The 17631-nt window shown below is 63.6% G+C and carries 19 protein-coding genes and 1 tRNA gene; 10 read left to right on the top strand and 10 right to left on the bottom strand.

Annotated elements, in window-relative coordinates:
* The first annotated feature begins 70 nt into the window (after positions 1-70).
* On the top strand, positions 71-535 hold the full coding sequence (locus tag U6115_RS14030) for a hypothetical protein (RefSeq protein WP_043580653.1): 465 nt from the start codon (positions 71-73) through the stop codon (positions 533-535).
* A gap of 46 nt (positions 536-581) precedes the next feature.
* Here U6115_RS14030 and U6115_RS14025 read toward each other — a convergent pair whose 3' ends face one another.
* The 4 genes from U6115_RS14025 to U6115_RS14010 form a co-directional block, all read right to left on the bottom strand.
* Entirely contained in the window at positions 582-1385 is an 804-nt protein-coding gene (locus U6115_RS14025; RefSeq protein WP_043580655.1) for a hypothetical protein, read from the bottom strand.
* Between the two features lie 41 nt (positions 1386-1426).
* Positions 1427-2161, bottom strand: a complete 735-nt coding sequence (locus tag U6115_RS14020) for a Phenylacetic acid catabolic protein (protein WP_052258420.1) — start codon at positions 2159-2161, stop codon at positions 1427-1429.
* Between the two features lie 118 nt (positions 2162-2279).
* The gene (locus U6115_RS14015; protein WP_047238200.1) at positions 2280-2696 is read right to left on the bottom strand and encodes a PaaI family thioesterase; all 417 of its coding nucleotides are present in this window, start codon (positions 2694-2696) and stop codon (positions 2280-2282) included.
* 376 nt (positions 2697-3072) lie between these two features.
* Positions 3073-3157: transfer RNA gene (locus tag U6115_RS14010), tRNA-Leu, on the bottom strand.
* A gap of 183 nt (positions 3158-3340) precedes the next feature.
* Between U6115_RS14010 and U6115_RS14005 the strand changes: the two genes are divergently transcribed.
* Positions 3341-4030, top strand: a complete 690-nt coding sequence (locus U6115_RS14005; protein WP_043580657.1) for a Bax inhibitor-1/YccA family protein — start codon at positions 3341-3343, stop codon at positions 4028-4030.
* Positions 4031-4108: 78 nt separating this feature from the next.
* On the opposite strand, the gene U6115_RS14000 is transcribed toward U6115_RS14005, so the two are convergent.
* The 3 genes from U6115_RS14000 to U6115_RS13990 are packed head-to-tail and all read right to left on the bottom strand — an operon-like array spanning position 4109 to position 5461.
* The gene (locus tag U6115_RS14000; RefSeq protein WP_059184246.1) at positions 4109-4480 is read right to left on the bottom strand and encodes a hypothetical protein; all 372 of its coding nucleotides are present in this window, start codon (positions 4478-4480) and stop codon (positions 4109-4111) included.
* Positions 4473-5036: a hypothetical protein gene (locus U6115_RS13995; protein ID WP_043580661.1), complete on the bottom strand. Its 564-nt coding sequence runs from the start codon at positions 5034-5036 to the stop codon at positions 4473-4475. The genes U6115_RS14000 and U6115_RS13995 overlap by 8 nt, the downstream gene beginning before the upstream one ends.
* A 38-nt stretch (positions 5037-5074) precedes the next feature.
* Positions 5075-5461: a hypothetical protein gene (locus U6115_RS13990; protein ID WP_146008285.1), complete on the bottom strand. Its 387-nt coding sequence runs from the start codon at positions 5459-5461 to the stop codon at positions 5075-5077.
* 703 nt (positions 5462-6164) lie between these two features.
* Here U6115_RS13990 and U6115_RS13985 point away from each other — a divergent pair.
* From U6115_RS13985 to U6115_RS13960, 6 genes are all read left to right on the top strand, one after another.
* A complete protein-coding gene (locus tag U6115_RS13985; protein WP_043580664.1) occupies positions 6165-6482 on the top strand; it encodes a hypothetical protein in 318 nt (105 codons plus the stop codon).
* A 349-nt stretch (positions 6483-6831) separates the two neighbouring features.
* Positions 6832-7341, top strand: coding sequence for a hypothetical protein (locus U6115_RS13980; RefSeq protein WP_043580666.1), 510 nt, complete (start codon positions 6832-6834; stop codon positions 7339-7341).
* Positions 7342-7432: 91 nt separating this feature from the next.
* Positions 7433-8080: a hypothetical protein gene (locus tag U6115_RS13975; protein WP_146008286.1), complete on the top strand. Its 648-nt coding sequence runs from the start codon at positions 7433-7435 to the stop codon at positions 8078-8080.
* 2 nt (positions 8081-8082) lie between these two features.
* Entirely contained in the window at positions 8083-8700 is a 618-nt protein-coding gene (locus tag U6115_RS13970; RefSeq protein WP_043580670.1) for a YcbK family protein, read from the top strand.
* Between the two features lie 55 nt (positions 8701-8755).
* Positions 8756-9424, top strand: a complete 669-nt coding sequence (locus U6115_RS13965) for a hypothetical protein (RefSeq protein WP_146008287.1) — start codon at positions 8756-8758, stop codon at positions 9422-9424.
* A gap of 50 nt (positions 9425-9474) precedes the next feature.
* Positions 9475-9861, top strand: coding sequence for a hypothetical protein (locus U6115_RS13960; protein WP_043580674.1), 387 nt, complete (start codon positions 9475-9477; stop codon positions 9859-9861).
* An 82-nt stretch (positions 9862-9943) separates the two neighbouring features.
* Here U6115_RS13960 and kdsA read toward each other — a convergent pair whose 3' ends face one another.
* On the bottom strand, positions 9944-10789 hold the full coding sequence (gene kdsA, locus U6115_RS13955) for a 3-deoxy-8-phosphooctulonate synthase (RefSeq protein ID WP_208856048.1): 846 nt from the start codon (positions 10787-10789) through the stop codon (positions 9944-9946).
* A 259-nt stretch (positions 10790-11048) separates the two neighbouring features.
* Between kdsA and U6115_RS13950 the strand changes: the two genes are divergently transcribed.
* Positions 11049-12032, top strand: coding sequence for a nuclease-related domain-containing protein (locus tag U6115_RS13950; RefSeq protein ID WP_043580677.1), 984 nt, complete (start codon positions 11049-11051; stop codon positions 12030-12032).
* Positions 12033-12112: 80 nt separating this feature from the next.
* Positions 12113-12817: a glutathione S-transferase N-terminal domain-containing protein gene (locus U6115_RS13945; protein WP_043580679.1), complete on the top strand. Its 705-nt coding sequence runs from the start codon at positions 12113-12115 to the stop codon at positions 12815-12817.
* Between the two features lie 48 nt (positions 12818-12865).
* Here the strand turns inward: U6115_RS13945 and U6115_RS13940 are convergent, their stop codons facing one another.
* Together U6115_RS13940 and U6115_RS13935 are read right to left on the bottom strand one after the other, a co-directional pair.
* The gene (locus tag U6115_RS13940) at positions 12866-15757 is read right to left on the bottom strand and encodes a bpX6 domain-containing protein (RefSeq protein WP_043580680.1); all 2892 of its coding nucleotides are present in this window, start codon (positions 15755-15757) and stop codon (positions 12866-12868) included.
* Positions 15750-17624: a hypothetical protein gene (locus U6115_RS13935; RefSeq protein ID WP_043580682.1), complete on the bottom strand. Its 1875-nt coding sequence runs from the start codon at positions 17622-17624 to the stop codon at positions 15750-15752. The genes U6115_RS13940 and U6115_RS13935 overlap by 8 nt, the downstream gene beginning before the upstream one ends.
* Positions 17625-17631 lie beyond the last annotated feature (7 nt).

Raw genomic sequence — 17631 nt, 5'->3', positions numbered from 1 at the left:
TGTGCCATATTGAATGGGCGAGGCCATCGCCGCCGAAGCGAGGTTTCCAGGCATTCGACTAGGAGCGTTTATGAGCGGGCACGGATATTGGGCCGCGGCGATCGCGCTGGCGGCCATATTGAGCGTACAGGCTGCGTCGGCAGCGGATGCCGCCGCGGGGCAGTGCCGGACGTTGACGGATATCGAGGGCCGCTATCGTTGCGCCGGCGAGTGTGTGACGACGGCGGCGGACGGCAGCCGCTCCCTGGTGAAGGTGTCGGGCGAGGAGGATGCGATCCGCCGGTTTGACGGCTCCCAATGGATATATCAGATCGACATCACCGGCTCCGGCGGTTTCGCCGAAACGGAGATAGGCGGGCTGAGCGGCCATGTGCTGCAGACGGCGACGGCCCATGTCTCGGATCAGCAATATCCAGTGCTGGAGGAGTATGCCTTCGCGGCGGACGACCATTGCCGGGCGACCGGCTACGTCAAGACCGTGCGCAATCCGGACCCGGTGGCGCTGAAAGCATGCTCGCTGGCGTGTTCGCGCTAGCGGCATGGCCAAGGCCCGGCGGCTAGCCGAGCCTTGGGCGCGGGGCTTACGCCGCGTGGCCGGCGCAGGCGTGCAGCAGGCTTTGGTCCAGCACGTCCCACATCTCGGCCAACGGATCGATGAAGTCTAGCATGCCTTCCAGGATCAGCGGCGCGGTGGAGGCGGTCAGCGTGGCGGCCACGGCCTCGCGGACGTGGTTCTCATGCTGGCTCTCCGCGCCGCATTCGCCCCAGTGGTCCAGCAGATAATGCATTTCCGGGTCTTCCAGCCTGACGCCGTAATGGCCGGCGTCCACCAGCGCCTGTTTTTCCCCTGGAATCAACGCGCGGTTGGAGATGATTTCCAGCGCGAAGGCGGTGCCCAGGTTGCGCATCGTGGAATCGAAGTCGCTGCGGGCCCGGCGCTGGAAGGCCGCCATGGCCCGCCGGGTTTGCAGCAGCAGGCCGGTTGGGCGCTCATAGCCGGGATGGTCGGCCAGCAGCCGGTCCGATGCCTCCTTGAGCCCGGTTTCCACTTGCTGCTGGTCATTGACGTCGGCGAAGCGCGGGCGCGCGCCGCTGCGGTTGACGATATGGCCGGCCATTCTGGCGAGGTCGGCGCCGTGGCCTTGTTCGGACTGCGCGATTTCCGCCATCAACTGCGCCTGGCTGATCAAGCCCAGCATTTCCAGCGCGCCGGGAAAGGCTTGCCCGGGGCGGGTGGCGGCGCAGAAGGTCTGGATCTGGTGGAATAGAGCGGCGCAGGCTTCCGCATCCGGCGCGGCATGCGCCCAATGCTGGAAGATGGGGTGGGTGTAAGCGCGGTGGCTCTGGACTATCCGGCTTAGCTGTTCAATCGTGGTGGTGCTCATGGGATCCTCTCTTTTCGGTCGAAACCCCCTTTGTGCATGATCTAGAAATATTTTCTGCCGGCGCTGGCGTCGGGGACGCGATATCCCAGCCGGACGATGTGTTGATCGATATCGCGTTGGTAGACCTCCCGCAGCTCATTGTTGGTGCACGTTCTCAGGCCCCATTTCACCGCCAGCCGGCTGCGCCGCGAGTCGGATTTGCCGAACATGTCCAGCGCCATCGGGTACATCTTGTCCAGCGCCTGCTGGGCGCGGTGGCGGGAGTCGGCCTGTTCGCGGGCCCGGCGCATCAGCAAGGCGCCGTGGGCGAAGTGCATGGCCTCCTCCTTGAGAATCTCCCGGGCCTCGATGGCCAGCGGCCGGTATGGACTGTCCACCATCTCCTTGATCTGGTAATGGCCCTCCAGCTCGCAAAGAAAGCTGAAAGCCGCGCGTTCTTCCCAGGTGTTGAAGTCGGTAGTCATGCTTTCGGCGGCGAAAAAGCGGCGCTCTTTCTTGTCTTGTCGGAGCATGTGGGAGGTGTCTATGCCCATTTCGGCCAGCAGTCGGGCAAAGCGGCGGAAATGATCCACTTCTTCGGCGGCGAATTTGACGCAAATGTATCTTTCGTCGGCGTTAGGCGCCAAAGGATAGAAGGAGTCGACATAGGTATCGCCGGCGCTGAGCTCGCCCTCGCCATTGGCCAGCATCTGATGAATCAGGATTTCCCGAAATTCGTCGGGCATGTCCGCCTGCTCGATCGTGCCGGGCGGATGGTGGTATGCATGGTGTTCCATTTGCTTGCCTCTTGAATATTTGGCGTAACGACGCGTTGGTTTCCCCTTGCATGGATCCGGAATGACAAATGCCCAGCCTTCCCGCGCGGCGGCGGGAGCGGGGCGGTGCCCGTGATTTTCAGGCGTTGATATAGGTCAGCGTGTGATGGGAAACGATCTTCCCTTCGCTATCCGTTATGGTGGCGGTGCCGTACAGGATGCGGCGTCCCGCGGTCATGACTTCCGCCTCGCAGCTTAGGTCGGTGCGGGCTGCTCTGAGGAAATTGGTTTTCATCTCCAGCGTCACGGCGGGCGTGTCTACCCCGGCCACCGTCATCAGCGCCAGCCAGAAGGCCACATCGGCCAGCGTCATCATGCTGCCACCTTGCGCCACGCCGCCGGGACGATAGTGCTCGGGTTTCAATGGCAGGCGCAAAATCGCCTTGCCGGGCGAGACGGCCTCGACCTGGAAATTCCACCAGGGGCCGAAAGGCGATTCGGCGAGGATTTTTTTGGCTTGCGCGACATCCAGCAGCAACGGAGCGTCTTGTTTCATCGGGGAATTCTTGCCTTCGGCGCGCGGGCCGGCGATTTGGTTTATGTTCAAACAATCTAGGCGCGGCTGCGGCTTGGCGGCAATCGTAGAACTACGGCAATAAGCAAAAACTGTACTTTAGGATTGCTTTCGCGTGGTGTGATTGTCGAATCGGGGCGGGTTTGGCTGGCAGGGCGGCGGCGCCTGTCGCTTCGCCGTGGCCGGCAGGGCAAACTGTTCGAAGGCCGAGCTAGATTGGGACAGCTTGGGGGCGAATTTGCGACAAGCCATAGCGCATTACAGGGGGCTTGTGAAGGCTTGGTTTGGAGCGCTTATTGAAGGAGGCCTTGATTTACGGGCTTTAAGGCGAAACGCAGGGGTGAAGAAAAACCAGGGATGGTGCGAAAGGAGAGACTCGAACTCTCACGCCTTGCGGCGCTGGAACCTAAATCCAGTGCGTCTACCAATTCCGCCACTCTCGCATTTCGAGACTTGAAAACGAGTGATCTGCCACCCACATTCAATCTCGAAGAGGACGGAATGTTAACCCAACAGCCAGATTAAGACAAGTGTTTGGCCGACGACGGAAACTTATTCCCTCCGACAGGGTCTCTTGCTTACAATTCCAAGCGTTTCACAGAACAACTCACTCAGGAGAGCTTCACATGCACCCGGATTTTCAAACGGCCTATCAATCGACCCCTATGGCGGACGCCCGCCATAAGGTCTTGCGCAATACCTACGGCCTGCTTGGCCTGTCGATGATCCCGACCGTCATGGGCGCCATCGTGGGCACCCATATGAGCTTCGCCTTCCTGGCCGGCAGCCCCATCATCGGCATGCTGCTGATCATGGCGGTGTTTTACGGCCTGGTGTTCGCCATCGAGAAAAACCGCTACAGCTCGGCCGGCGTGTTCCTGATGCTGGGTTTCACTTTCATGATGGGCGTGCTGTTGGGGCCTCTGCTGCAGTTCGCGCTTAAATTCTCCAACGGCGGGCAGCTGATCATGACGGCCGGCGCAGCCACGTCGCTGGTGTTCTTCGTGATGGCGGGCATCGCCTCCACCACCAAGCGCGACCTGTCCGGCCTGGGCAATTTCCTGACCGTCGGCGCCATCGTGCTGATGGTGGCTGTGGTGGCCAACCTGTTCCTGCGCATGCCGGCGTTCCAGCTGATGATCTCCGCCGCCTTCGCGCTGTTCAGCTCGCTGATGATCCTGTGGCAGGTGAAGGTGGTGGTGGACGGCGGCGAGAACAGCTACATCTCCGCTGCCTTGTCCATCTACATCAGCATCTACAACCTGTTCACCAGCCTGCTGCAGCTGCTGCTGGCTTTTGGCGGCAACCGCGACTGATCCAGCCGAGCCGGCGGCGACGCCCGCAACGAAAAACCCTCCGCCTTTGGCGGAGGGTTTTTTCATGGGCGGAGCGATCTAAACCGCCAGGCTCCATGGCAGCGACAGCACCGATTTCAGCTCTTCCTGCCGGTCGGGCCAGCCGCCGGGGCAGTCGCCCGCGGCGCACAGGGCGCTCCGGGCAAGCTGCTGGCAGCAGCCGAGTATCATCATCAAGTCTTCGCTGGTGCCGTGCGCGATCATGAACGCGGCGTCCAGCATGCTGAATTGCATCTCCCGCTCCAGCGCGTCCTGGAAGACGCCGTCGGCGCTGAAGGCTTCGATGCTGATGGCGATGGTGTTTCTAGACGATGGCGATGAAAACAGCTCGATCTGGAAATTGCCTGCCCGGGCTCGTAAAAATTGCCTGACGCGGCTGAATTGCACGGCGTTCGGTTGCGGGCTAAGCATATTGCGCGTGTCGGCCGGTTGCGTCCCGCAGCGCTTCGCTGGCTTGGCGATACCATCCGTTCAGCAGGGTTTCGGCAGCCCTGACGGCGTCTCTGCTCATGGCGGGATTGGTTTTTTTCAGGGATTCGATCAGGCGTATCATGTCCAGCGAGCCATGCCATTCGGATTGGTGCCGCAGAATGGTTTCATGCCATTGGGTGTTTTCCGGGCGGGAGATGTAGCTTGAGTAGCAGCCGAAATCCTGGATGACGTCTTTTTGCTGGATGACGCGGCTGTGCCACGCTTCGTGCTGGTGCTCATGGTGTTCACTGACCAGAGCCCTGGCGCTGAGTTCCCAATCTTCCTGGTGCAGGAATGCCCTGACTACCAGCTGCTTCAGCGGCAGAAAGCCGCTGAGCTGTTCGATCAGCACAAATGAGCCGTGGGGCAGAATCGCCGAGCCTTTGGCGGGTTTGCCCCGGTGCGGAACCCGGCAAGGGTGGGTTTTCCAGTCGGCGCCTCGCATCTGGGTTGGCGACGGGTCGTAATCCGATAGTTTCAGTTCTTTCGCATTCATTTTGCCAAAATCTTTTATTGGGATGCCTCGGGCGCGCCTCACTGGGCGGGGGCGACTTCGTTCATCATGTTCCTGCGTAGATTGCTCAAGACCAGCGCCATCTCGCTGGGCGCCTGCAGCACCGCCTTGCGTATCTGCGAGGCGATTTCATCGGTGGGCAGGTTGTTCAGCTTCAGGTGGTCGCCGATGACGGCGGAGCACAGCAGGAAGTTGAATCCATTCGCTTTTTCCGTCAGGTCGCTCAGCCATTTTTCCGCTTCTTGCTTGTGGCTGGCTGCCTGATTCCTCATGTAGCGCTCCTGCTTGGTGATGCCGGCTTCGTTGGGGTTGCGCGGCTTGACGGCCATGTCGAGCGCGGCTTGCTCCAGCATTCTGATAGCCAGGCATTGCAGGCGGTAATTTTCAAGTGCGTTTTGCGTGCACATGGTGGTGTCCCCGGTCGATGTCGCCGGCGCTACATCGGATTTTTAGACGGCGCGGTGTGATTGCCTGGGCCGGTTTTGCGAGGCTGGTTCGGGCCGAGAGGCTCGTTTGTGGCTTCCTTCTGGGCTTCGTGAGCGATGCGGAGGAAGTGGTTGCGGTCTTCAAGATTCAGCAGCACTTCGGTTGAATGCTCGCCTGGAGCGGCTGCCGCGCCGGCGCTTCCCGCTGCCGCAGCGCCAGGGCTGGTTGTGTCGTGAGCCAATCTGGGTCTCCTGAAAGTGGGGCGTTATGCGGTGGTTTCGGCGCGATGAGGAGGCGCAGAACCGGCATGTCGCACAATATCATGATAAAATGTTCATCATAATAGTAATTATAGTATATGTTTTTCTTTGTAGGCATCAAGGGGTTTCTTCGATGGTGGTTGCTGGCATGGGCTGGGTGTGGCGCTGGCGGCCACTGGCGCTTGAGCATTTGAGTAGTGGATGTTTTATATCTATCTGATTTTTATGTATTTTTGTGATTTCTCTCGGATTTTATTCCATCTACCTGCCTAAGTGGCTCATTTTTTTGTAGTGCTATAGTATGTATTAAACTATAACAAAAATTTTCTATGTGATATTCTCGCCCCGTGTTGGCGAAATGCGCGCGGTCGAGTGGATGCGAAACGGGCGCTTAACGAGGCGGGAAGGGCGGAAAAGAGTTCATATGAGAAAAATTCAAGCGGTGCTCAAGGATATTGCGCAGAAGACCTTGCTGCTGGCCAGTCTGATCGACGAGGCGACCCGCGTCGGCGTATTGAGCCAGGAGCAGGCGGATGATCTGGTGCAGGGGGTGCGCATCCGGGGGCACTTGTCGAACAGTCTCGAAACCATGGCGTACTGGACGGCCAAGGACCTCAATGATCCTGCGCTGGCGGAGGAGTTCCAGGAATTGGTGATCAGCATCCGAGACTTTCTTGCCTGGGTGGATGAGACGGTCGGCAAGCTGCAGGCGGCGCTGCATGACGACAGCGCGGTGGCGTGATGGCGCGCTGGTTATTGGATTGCTAGGCTTGAGTCGCTTGCAATGCGGCGCGCGCCGCGGGTTTGAAGAGAGCCTGTCATGCGGGTTTGCCTTGGCGGCGCCGGCGCGGTTGGGTGCGCCGCTCATTCTCCGTCCCTTTCTTGTGAACCGCCCTGCCGTGTCCCGGCATGAAGCCCGACAAATCAGGCCCTAGTGGGCTTAATAACTCCTTACACTCGGAGTAAATGATTTTTTGTGGCCATGTGGTACACTCTAATAGTAATGAAACTAAAAGAAACAGCACTTTTCTCTAGGCCTTGGCGCCATGAGTCTTCGGTCGCTCACGACAGTCGGGTGAAGGAATAAGAAAATGTACGATGACGGTCGCGTATTTCTGGTGGCTGGATATTGGGCGAAGCTGAAAAAGGCCTTCGCCGCCGCTTCTGTGTATGTGATCGCGGATACCGCGACGATCGCATCGAGCCTGGCGAAACGCTGCATGCCGCAATTCCTGCCGGCTGGCGTGATGAGCCTCGCCGAGGTTCGCCGTTATGTCGCCTACATGAGGCGCATTGTTTCCGGCGACGAGATTTGCCTGATGCAGGAAGGCATCTCGCGCCAGCATGGCAAGCTGCCTGATGATCAGGTGTTTGTCGTGGTCGGTTTTTCCAAGAACCATTCGCCGGATCGGGATCCGGTGGTGAATTTCGTTGCGGCAAAAGGCGAAGCGGAAGCGACGATGCTGCAGCAGAGCGCAATGCCCAGCTTGTCCGTCTCCGGCGTGGCCAGCTTGGCGAAGCTGTTGGAACTGCAGTCCGGAATGGAGCGAGTCGCCTCCGGCGAAATGCCGGCCCTGAAAGAGCAAGGTGTCATTCGGTAATGATCGGGTCTAACGCAAAAGGGTGTGATGGATGTCTACGGTGAACATACCTGTGTATGAGCGTCAACTTGCGGCCGTTCTGCCGGAGGAATTGCGAACCAGCTATTTCAGGGGCGAGGTGCCGGAGTCGATGCGCGAGCGCTTTGACGAGTGGAAACGGCAGGCCTTTCTGGATGGCGGGCCGCCGGCCTCCATGACGGAAAGCAATGTCGCCAAATTCTTTTTGCGCGCGGAAGCGCTCAAGCAGCAGGACGCGCTGGGCGCGATGCCGCTGTCCACGTTGTTTCCGATGAGCAGCGCGCCGATCACCGCCCTGGACGCGGCAGCGGTGCGCCGCGCGGCGGTCGCCGGCCATACCGGCCTGACCCGCGAAGTGGTGGATATGGCGATCCGTCCCGCCGACGTCACGCCGGTGGCGCCCAGGGAAATGCAGAAAATGGCGGCCAGCTTGCAGCAGGCTTCCCAGGCCAAGCCGGAGGGCGTCAACGTGGACCGCAATTTGCTGGATTTCTTCCAGATGCGCGGCAATGCCAAGTACCGCAAGGATTTGATGATCAATGTGGCGCTGGAGGAGGCTCACGGGGCCAAGGGTTTGGCCGAGCGAGTCGAGCGCAGGATGGGGGCGCTGGGGGAGGCCGAGCAGGGGTTGGTCAAGCGGTTGCTGAATGGCGAATCTCCGGCGGATGTGATGAAGGATGCTCGCGCGCCGAAGAAGCCCACATCCTCGCTGGCGATGTAGCCATGGCGAGGTTGATTGCATTGCCGGACTTGTCCCGGCGCGGTTTTCTCCGGCAGGCCGGCGGCGCTTTTCTTGCGCTATCCGGCCTGTCCGCATTGCCGGACCGCTCCGATGCCGAGGCGCTGGCTGTCAGAGAGCAGGCGGGCAATCCGTTCGCGGCCATCTGGGAGCGCCCGCGCGAGGTGGTCATCCACCGCCAGGCAACGGGCGAGCGCCATCGCATCCTGTTATGGCATCCGCAGCAGGGCTGGCTGCGCGATGGTTATGTCGAGGCCTGCAATCTGCTGCGGGATGTGGTGGCGGGAGAGGTGAGGCAGATGGATTTGGGCTTGCTCAATATGCTTTACGCGATCCAGAGCTGGTATCTGGCCAATGGCGTCTACGAGCCGCTGGTGGTGACCTCCGGCTATCGCAATCCGGCGCGCAATCGCGGGATAGAAGGCGCGGCGAAGAATTCCATGCACACCTATGGCAAGGCGGTGGACATGCGCGTGCGCGGGCTCAGCACTGCCCAGCTGTGGCAGATGTCGGCCGCCCTGCGTGCGGGTGGGGTGGGTTACTATCCCGGCAAAGGTTTCGTGCATATTGACACCGGACGCGTTCGTTATTGGCAAGGATAGAAAAAGTTTATTATAATGGTAATTATTTTAAACTATTATTCGGTCGAGGGCGTGCATGGACAGCGATGGCGGTGCAGCGGCGAATGACGGCAGGGCATCTGGCAGGCTGGCGGAATTGCAACGTCGGCTGGGTTGTCATTCGATGCCGGAGCGAAGCCCGGCGGCGCATGCGGACCGTCGCGCCGCGCCTCAATCCTTGCAGACGGTATTGCTGACGGGCGGCGCTGCGGGTTTTTCGCTATTGGCCGCTGCCTTGTGCGGCCCGCTGGATCTTCCCTTTGCCGCAGCTGCCGCTGCCGCCGCTTACTGCGCCTGGCAGTCGCACCAGGATGACAGGCGCAGGCGGCTGGATGCCTGGGAGAGCGAGCAGGCCCGGCTGCGATTCGCGAGGGAAGAAAGCGCTTATGATCAATTGCGGACATTGCGCAAGTCGCAGGTTCTGCGCGCGTATGCCAGCTTGCGCGCGCAAGCGCGCAAGCCCATCCGCAGGGGGAGGCGAAGCGGCATGGTGGTGGAAGATGAGTTGAGCCAGACGGATTTGCAGCAGTTTTTCAAATCGCTCAACAGCGCCGCGCACGATCCAGATGGCCGCGCGGTTTACATTCCCCCAGCGACGCCCAGGGCCGGCGCGCGCGATGGCGGTCTGGAGGATGAGGAGATCGCCAGGCTGTTCGGCGTCGGCGGCAATCAGCTGTTTATATCGGAACAGGGCGCTTCCGAGTGATTTTCCCTGTGGCCGGCCCGGCGCAACCTTAAACCTTGCAGGATATCGACATGCGTTTTTTCGGATTCATCATCAACCCCTTGCTAGCGCCATTCAAGACGCTGGCGGCGATGCACCGCTCGCTCATGCCTGGGGCGAGGGAAAGCGGGGGAAGCGGCTGGACCCGGCCGGACAATCACGAAGCCGTTCGCGTCACCGCCGGCAAAACCTCGCGGCTGATCTGGTACTGCACCGCATGCTGCCCGCTGCTGGCGGCGCTGGCCTTGTTGAAGGGGCTGCCTTATCTGCTGGCTTACAATCTGATGATGGCGGCAGCCACCGGCGTGGTGCTCGCCTTGCGCTACGCGCTGATCGCGCGCCAGATGCAGACTGGCGACTTGGCGCAGTCACGCATCGGCGACGCCTTTCGGCATGGCTGGTGGTTTCCCAAAAGCTGACGCCGGCCGCTTTGGGCGGTCCGGATAAGAAAACGGCGCCGTTCCACCGGGAACCGCGCCGTTTTTGCATGTCTGCGAAGCCTTAGTCGACCTGCAGGGGCGAGAACGACTTGATCAAGTCGTCCAGCGCCTTGAGGTCGGCGAGGAAAGGTTCCAGCAAATGCAGCGGCAGCGCGCTCGGGCCGTCGCACTTGGCTTGCGCCGGGTCCGGATGCGCTTCCAGGAACAGGCCGGCCAGCCCCACCGCCATGCCGGCGCGCGCCAGTTCGGCCACCTGGGCGCGGCGGCCGCCGGATGCGGCGGCGCCGGCTTCGCGTTGCTGCAGGGCGTGGGTAACGTCGAAGATCACCGGGCGGTTGCCGGTCACTTTCTTCATCACGCCGAAGCCCAGCATGTCCACCACCAGATTGTCATAGCCCAGGCAGGTGCCGCGGTCGCACAGGATCAATTGCTCGTTGCCGGCCTCGACGAATTTCTCCACCACGTTCTGGATTTGCGGCGGGCTCATGAATTGCGGCTTCTTGATGTTGATCACGCGGCCGGTTTTGGCCAGCGCCACCACCAGGTCGGTTTGGCGGGCCAGGAAGGCCGGCAGTTGCAGCACATCGGCCACTTCGGCCGCCGCCGCCGCCTGCCAGGGCTCGTGCACGTCGGTGATGACGGGCACGCCGAAGGCGTCTTTGACCGCCTGCAGGATTTTCATGCCTTCTTCCAGCCCGGGGCCGCGATAGGAGTGGATGGACGAGCGATTGGCCTTGTCGAAGCTGCCTTTGAACACGTAGGGGATGCCCAGCTTGCTGGTGACGCGGACGTATTCTTCGGCGCTGCGCAACGCCAGATCGCGCGACTCCAGCACGTTGACGCCGCCGAACAGCGTGAAGGCGCCCTGGTTGCTGACATGGATGTTGGACTGGATGGGAACGTTGATCACGTGGTTCTTCCTATATCGGTAAGGCGCTGGCGCAAGCGGGGTGCCGTTCGGCTGGCCCGAGCTTTTCGCCGCATTGCGGAACGACGACATGATATACCCGGTATTCAGCCGCGCACCATCGCTGCCGCGTCAATTTTCCCATCTCCGAGCTGGCGGACGGCGGAGCAGTCCGGTTTGCTGTTGGGGCTTGAATTCAAAATTCATGATTTAAATAGTACAATAATGCCAATGAACTGTTGGATGGCGGCAAAATAATATGATTTTGAAAGAAAAAGCGTTTACCGAAGCCAAGGATTGGAAACAGGCGGCCGGCGACGCCGCGGAAAAGGAAATGGCTTTTTATTTGCGGCGCTATTTTGCCGACGATCAAGAGGTATACGTCCTCAATGATGTGAGGCTGGAATTGGACGGCGACGCCGCGCAAATGGATCATGTGCTGATTCATCCGGCGGGATTGACCATAGTCGAAAGCAAGAGCGTGTCGGGTAGATTGCAGATGAAGGCCGACGGGCAATGGCTGCGCTGGTTCGACGACCGCTCCTCGGGCATGGCGTCGCCCATCATCCAGGCCAGGATGCAGTCGGAATTCTTGCGCAAATACCTGCGCAGCCGCACCGCGCAGCCCGAGGTGATAGACCGCCTGGCGATGGATGTGATCGTGTCCATTTCCAGCAAGGGCCAGTTCATCCCGCCCAAGGGCATCGACGTGCCGGAGGTGTGCAAGACGGACCAGGTGGGCGAGCGCATCCGCGCCAAATCGCAAGGCGAGGTAGCGTTTCCCGCTTCGCACCGCCGCATCCTGGGCCAGTACCTGGCCAAGATGCATAAGCCACGCGCCGAGCCGGCGCCGGTGGAGTCAGCCGCCCCCATGCCAGCGGCAGCGGTGGCGCCGGCAAAGCCGGAAGCGCCGGCGCTGCAGCATCTGGCTTACATCTGCCCCTTGCTGAAACCGGCCGGATTGTTGCGCAGCCTGGGCGGCGGAGCGGCGCTGCGCAAGGTGTACGCCACTTTGTGCAAGGGCTGCCAATCGCAGCGGCTGGAATTCCGTTACGGCAAATTCGGTTACTACCTGAAATGCTTGGATTGCGGCGAAAACACCGCGATCCGGCTGGATTGCCGGCAATGCGGCAAGCAGACCCGCCTGCGCAAGCAGGAGGAATGCCTGTTCGTCGAATGCAAGGACTGCGATCTATCCGAAGTGCTGCACCGCAATGACCGGCCGCTGCCTGAGTTGGCCTGACGCCATTTGCGGCGGGGCAGGACATTTGGTTTCTTCGCCTTTATAGTGGATGCTTTTCCACCCTGACGATGATGACCGATATGAGCGACCTGTCCGCCTTCCCGATCACCGGCACATGGCCGGCCAAGCATCCCGACCGCCTGCAGCTGTATTCGCTGCCGACGCCAAACGGCGTCAAGGTTTCCATCATGCTGGAGGAGATCGGGCTGCCTTACGAGGCGCATCTGGTCAGCTTCGAGCGCAATGAGCAGCTGTCGCCGGCATTCCTGTCGCTGAACCCGAACAACAAGATCCCGGCGATACTCGATCCCGATGGCCCGGGCGGCAAGCCGCTGGCGCTGTTCGAGTCCGGCGCCATCCTGATTTATCTGGCCGACAAGACCGGCAAGCTGCTGCCCAGCGACCCGGCGGCGCGCTATGAAGCCATCCAGTGGCTGATGTTCCAGATGGGCGGAGTGGGGCCGATGTTCGGCCAGCTGGGCTTCTTCCACAAGTTCGCGGGCAGGGAATACGAGGACAAGCGCCCGCGCGACCGCTACGCCGCCGAGTCGCGTCGTTTGCTGCAGGTGCTGGAAGGCAGGCTGGACGGGCGCGCCTGGATCATGGGCGACGAATACAGCATCGCCGACATCGCCATCTGGCCCTGGGTGCGCAATCTGGTGGGTTTCTACGATGCGGGCGAACTGGTCGGTTTCGCCGACTTTCCCAATGTGCGATGGACGCTGCAGGCCTTCGTTGAGCGGCCGGCGGTGGCGCGCGGGCTGGCGATTCCGACCAGGGATTAGGCCAGGCGCCGGCCGGGAACCGCGTCCGCGGACGCGGTTCGGGCTGGTTCAGGAGACAGTCAGCATGGATATGCTGCAGCGCTCCATGTCCATGGTGACAATGCGGCCCTGCCGGTCGAACATCAGCCAGCTGTCGTTCTGCATCTTCAGTTGCACTTTGGAACCCGCCGGCCAGCTGAAGGCGATGTCGGGAGCGTCGGCGCCGGCGCGGGCCAGCAGCGTGCACACCGCGGCTTCCCGGCTCATCGCCACAGCCAACCAACCGCGGCCGAGCGTGACGTTGAGCGAGCCGCCCGCCATGTCAGGCGGCAGCGCGAGGAAGCTTTCCTTCTGGCCGGGCGGATGGTTGCCCAGCCATGGATGGCCGTTCTTGTCCGCCGCCAGCCAGCAGTAGCGGTAGCTGCCCCAGGGCGAAGGGATCACCGTCGCATTTTTCGCGCTCTCGTGCACGGGGATGTGGCCGCGCGACTGCAGGCGCCGGCCCGGCAGGCTGTATTGCCACAGCTGCATCTTGCCGTCGTCGCCCGCCAGCTCATAGTGCTCGCAGTTCGGGCTGCGCATCACGCGCGCCACCCGGCCCGGCAGGTCGCCCACTTGCCATAGCACGCTGTGCAGGCCGCGGGCCACATCCAGCACGCGGATTTGCCTGTCCTGTCCTACCGCCCAGCCCACGCCGTCGAAACTGTCCGCATAGCAATCCAGCGCCACCGCGCCCAGGTCCTGCTGCTCGCGCCGCGCCAGGTCCAGCCGGTGCACGCGCAACGCGTCGCCGCGCCAGATCACCGCCAGCGCTACCTGGCCGCTGTCCGCCAGCACGATGCTGTCCGCGGGGGCTGGGAAGCGGTGCGCGATTTTGCCGCGCGGATCGACGATGGCCGCGCCCGCTTCTCCCAGCGCGACCAGCAGACGGCCGTTGGCCAGCAGGGCGGCGTCCATGATGGCCAGGCCGGCCAGCGCCGGCGCCCGCAGCCAGCCGACTTCTTTCTGATTTTGCAGCGGATTGGGGAGAGGAGCGGGCAGCTTTCCGGGCAGGTCCGCCTGCAGCAGCCCATCCTGGCTGATGTTGAGCAGTGTTTGCAGTTGGCGGCGGCTGAGCCGGCCTTCACGGTTGTCCTGGTCGACCAGCCAATGGTTGAACATGGCGCGGGCGAGCAGCCGGCTGGCCGGGGTGTGCTGGCCGGCGGCCAGCAGGGCATGGGCGATGGCCGCGCGTTCGGCGGCCTGGTTTTCGCCATCGCGTATCGCCAGTATCCGGCTTTCATGCCGGATCAGGGTGTCCGGCAGCAGCAGCGCGCGCTGCACCAGGGCCTCCGCCGCCAAGTTGCCCCCGGCCTCTTCCGCCTGCGCCAGCCACTGCGCGGCGCGCTCGCGTTGCGACGCGAGCGGCCAGATCGCTTGCGCGGCTTCCAGCCAGCGTCCTTGCTCCACCAGCGATTGCGCCCATTCCTCGCGCAACTGGCGCGCGGCTTCGGGCCAGCGGCTTTCCAGTTGCGGGATGGCGTGGGCAAAGGCGTGGTCGCGCCTGGCCACGGCCAAGGCGCGCGGCAGGTCTCCGGCCTTGCACATCAGCCGCACGATCAGCGCTGCCGGCATGTCCCAGGCCAGCGCCAGTTCCGCCGCCTGGCTGAAGCGCTCGTGTCTTTCCAGATAGTCCAGTGCTTCGGCGTGGGCTTGCAGCAGTTCGGCCAGCACGAACACCGCCTGGTCGATCTTTCCTTCACGGTCGAGCTTGTCAAAAGTGCGGCGGTAGAGCTGGCGCAGGTGCTGGTTCAGCTCGTCGCCAAGCTGGATGGAGGGGCCGGCGCTGCCGTGGCGGGGCGTCAGCGACAGGTCGCGGCGGGCGTTGGGCGTGCCGAAGGCCTGGCCGGTGCTGGCGCCGTCGCCGCCCAGTGGAATGGCATGGCGCAAAGCCTCGTTGATGCGGCCGGTTTCGAACATCGCCAGCATCGCGCGCATATAGGCGGCCTGGCGGCGGCCCAGCACGCGCGATAGGTGGCTGGTCATCGCCGCGCGCGCCAGCCAGTCGCGCCAGGCTTGCGGCATGGCTTGCGCCGCCAGGCGGCGGGCGGGGATCAGCGCTTGCGCGGCCGCGCCGCCCTTGCCCGGTTTGCCTGCGGGCTTGGCGGGCTTGGCGGGCGCAGCTTGGCGCGGCGGGGCGCGGCGATCGCGGAAGCGGTAGGCCAGCGCCGCCAGCGCGAGCAAGGGGAAGAAATGGGAAGGGCCGCCGGAAGATGAGCCGGCATTCGAGCCGGCATCGTATGACGGAGCGGGCGCGTCGCTGCCCGCGGCGATGAGAACGCCCAGGCCGACGCAGGCGGCCAGGACCGCGGCGACGATCAGTCGCTTGCGCCACGGGCTTTGCGGCGCCGGCTGCGCGGAGGCTTCCTGCCGCGGATGATCCAGCGCCTGCAAAAACTGCAGTTGCTGCGGACTGGCCGGCGGCACCGCGCCGCCCAACAACTGGCGCAGGCTCTGCTCGGTGACGGGCGCCTGCTCCACTTGCCGGGGCAGGGTGTGGCGGCAGTCGTACATGTCGACGACGGCATAGGCGGAGGCATCCAGCCAGTCGCCCGGCCGCAGCGCTTCGGCGTCGGCCAGGTTCAGCGCTTGCGCCCGTCCGCCGGTCACCAGCCACAGGTCGGCGGGCGGCAGTTGCTGGTATTCCGCTTCGGTCAGCGGCGCGGAGCACAGCGCGCGGCCCAGCAGCTGCAGCGGCCAGCCGTCCAGCTGCTCGCAAAGTTGCTCGACTGGCGCGGCGTAGCGCAGCAGGTCGCCGTCGGGGAAGCGGTAGGCGCTGGCGCCGGCATGCCAGCCGGCCAGGATGCGGCGCTGCCGCGCGGCCTCGTCGAAGCGGCCGGCCGGCAGCCATTGCCCGGCTATCCAGTGGCGGCCCTGCAGCAGCGGCCGGCGGATCTGCGCGCCGATCGCGGTCTCAGTCATGCTGCTCTCCCGGCGCGGCCTGGCCTTGCAGGCGCAGGGCCACGCATTGTTCGGTCACGGAATACACGATCAATTCTCTTTGCTCGGTCAGCAGCGCGATGGCGGCGCTGGCCGGCGCGTAGCTGATTTTGGCGATGGGATGGATGGGCTGGTACAGGATGAGGATTCGCCCGTCGCAGAGCAGGCCCAATTGGTTTTGCGCCTTATGGAACAGCACCAGCTGGAAGGCGGTGGACGCATCTGCGCGAGGCGCCAGGCCCAGCGCGCTCCAACCGGGCGGCAGTTGGTAGTCGATGCTGGCCGCGGCGGCATGGGGCCGGCCGGCGTGCAGCCGCCAGCATTCGCCCAAGGCGGATGGCTGGCGGACGGCGCAGGCGAACAGATTGGGCTGAGCGAAGCCCAGCAGCGCTTCGCTGTCGGCGGCGCAGGCGCCGGGCACTGTCCATTCATTGTCCAGCGGCCCCAGCGGGCCCTGGCGACTCGACGCCGCAGCGGGACGAGTGGAGCCGGAGGGCGGTTCCGCCCAGAGGCGTCCCAGCCGCAGCTGGCCGGCTTGATGGCGGACGTACAGCAGCGTGCGCGCATCTTGCTGGCACATTGCCAGCACTTCGCGCAGCTGCAGATGGGTGGTGCCTGGCGCCGGGCCGCTGTGCACGCCGCGTTTGCCGGGCGCCACCCAGAACACCAGGTTGCCGACGCGGTCGCGGGCGTAAAGCCTGGCGCAGTTGTCGTGTTGCAGCCAGGCCGCATCCAGCAGGCGGGCGGCGCCGGGCGCCAGTTGCAGCATGTCCTGCGGCGGCAGCTGCACTTTGCCCAGCCCGGGGAGCTGGCTGAAGGCCAGCGTGTCGCCCAGTTGCGCGACCGCGCCTACGGTCTTGCGGGTGAAGGCCAGGCCAAGCGCGCTGCCGGCGCTGCTCCACTGCACGCGGCGCGGCTTCTGCCGCGACGAGCGGCCGGGTTTCGGCACATGCAGCAGCAGGGTTTCTTTTTCTCCCAGCAGGAAGGCGGCGACGTGGCTGCCATCCGGCGACAGCAGCGGGGCGTGGCGCAGCGAGAAGCGGCCGGCCAGTTGCCGGGCTTCGGCCTGGGTGTCGAAATTGCCGGCCAGCAGCGCCCGGCCGGCGGCTTGTGGCGGCAGCGGCAGGGTCAGCTTGCGCTGGCCGGCGCGATCGCGCACCACGATGTCGAGCGCGTCGCCGTCTAGCGTGGGGCGGATGTCGACTTGATGGGTGAAGGCGGAGGCGGCCAGCCCCTTGTCCGGCAGCGGATAGCCTATCAGCCAGCACTCTCCGGGGCGGGTTTCCAGCTGGTCCAGCGCCGCCAGCCATTGCTGGCTGCATTCCTGGTTGAAATTGCGGTAGCTGCGGGTCGCCAGCAATTGGCGCAAGGCGTGGGTTTGCGCGCCTTCGCGCCACTCGCCGGGCGCTTGCAGGCTGCCCCAGGCGAAGTCGCCGCCGGCGGCGCTGGCGCGGCGCTCCAGCAGGATGCACAGCGCCAGGTGGGCGAGCCGGGCGGCGCCAAGCTGCAGATTGCCGCAGTGGAACAGCGCCAGAATGCGGCTGCTGGCGCGGCTTTCGCGCGGGGTGGGCGCGAGGAACAGGTGTTCGTTGCCGGCGGCGCGGCGCAGGAATTCGTCCGGCAATTCGTCGGCCAGCAGCCATTCCGAAGCCAGCAGGCGTTCGTATGGGCCGCGGCGCTGGAGCGCGTCCACGCCTTGCGGCGCTTCGTCGCCGCCGCGGATGGCGGCCTGGAAGCGGCCCAGCGCCGGGCTGAGGCGGCGCAGCAGTTCGCCCATTTCGGGAGCGAGCTCGGCGGAAAAGCCGCTCAGGCAGTCGTGCCAGGGTTTGAGCGCGTCGGGTAGTTGCATGCGGATC

It is taken from the genome of Chromobacterium subtsugae (assembly GCF_035919665.1).
Taxonomy (GTDB): Bacteria; Pseudomonadota; Gammaproteobacteria; order Burkholderiales; family Chromobacteriaceae; genus Chromobacterium; species Chromobacterium subtsugae.
This window is presented reverse-complemented; position numbering and strand designations above follow the sequence as displayed.

Coding starts and splice junctions, on each gene's coding strand:
- U6115_RS14030 (WP_043580653.1), top strand. CDS start 71: ATGAGCGGGCACGGATATTGGGCCGCGGCGATCGCGCTGGCGGCCATA.
- U6115_RS14025 (WP_043580655.1), bottom strand. CDS start 1,385: ATGAGCACCACCACGATTGAACAGCTAAGCCGGATAGTCCAGAGCCAC.
- U6115_RS14020 (WP_052258420.1), bottom strand. CDS start 2,161: ATGGAACACCATGCATACCACCATCCGCCCGGCACGATCGAGCAGGCG.
- U6115_RS14015 (WP_047238200.1), bottom strand. CDS start 2,696: ATGAAACAAGACGCTCCGTTGCTGCTGGATGTCGCGCAAGCCAAAAAA.
- U6115_RS14005 (WP_043580657.1), top strand. CDS start 3,341: ATGCACCCGGATTTTCAAACGGCCTATCAATCGACCCCTATGGCGGAC.
- U6115_RS14000 (WP_059184246.1), bottom strand. CDS start 4,480: ATGCTTAGCCCGCAACCGAACGCCGTGCAATTCAGCCGCGTCAGGCAA.
- U6115_RS13995 (WP_043580661.1), bottom strand. CDS start 5,036: ATGAATGCGAAAGAACTGAAACTATCGGATTACGACCCGTCGCCAACC.
- U6115_RS13990 (WP_146008285.1), bottom strand. CDS start 5,461: ATGTGCACGCAAAACGCACTTGAAAATTACCGCCTGCAATGCCTGGCT.
- U6115_RS13985 (WP_043580664.1), top strand. CDS start 6,165: ATGAGAAAAATTCAAGCGGTGCTCAAGGATATTGCGCAGAAGACCTTG.
- U6115_RS13980 (WP_043580666.1), top strand. CDS start 6,832: ATGTACGATGACGGTCGCGTATTTCTGGTGGCTGGATATTGGGCGAAG.
- U6115_RS13970 (WP_043580670.1), top strand. CDS start 8,083: ATGGCGAGGTTGATTGCATTGCCGGACTTGTCCCGGCGCGGTTTTCTC.
- U6115_RS13965 (WP_146008287.1), top strand. CDS start 8,756: ATGGACAGCGATGGCGGTGCAGCGGCGAATGACGGCAGGGCATCTGGC.
- U6115_RS13960 (WP_043580674.1), top strand. CDS start 9,475: ATGCGTTTTTTCGGATTCATCATCAACCCCTTGCTAGCGCCATTCAAG.
- U6115_RS13950 (WP_043580677.1), top strand. CDS start 11,049: ATGATTTTGAAAGAAAAAGCGTTTACCGAAGCCAAGGATTGGAAACAG.
- U6115_RS13945 (WP_043580679.1), top strand. CDS start 12,113: ATGAGCGACCTGTCCGCCTTCCCGATCACCGGCACATGGCCGGCCAAG.
- U6115_RS13940 (WP_043580680.1), bottom strand. CDS start 15,757: ATGACTGAGACCGCGATCGGCGCGCAGATCCGCCGGCCGCTGCTGCAG.
- U6115_RS13935 (WP_043580682.1), bottom strand. CDS start 17,624: ATGCAACTACCCGACGCGCTCAAACCCTGGCACGACTGCCTGAGCGGC.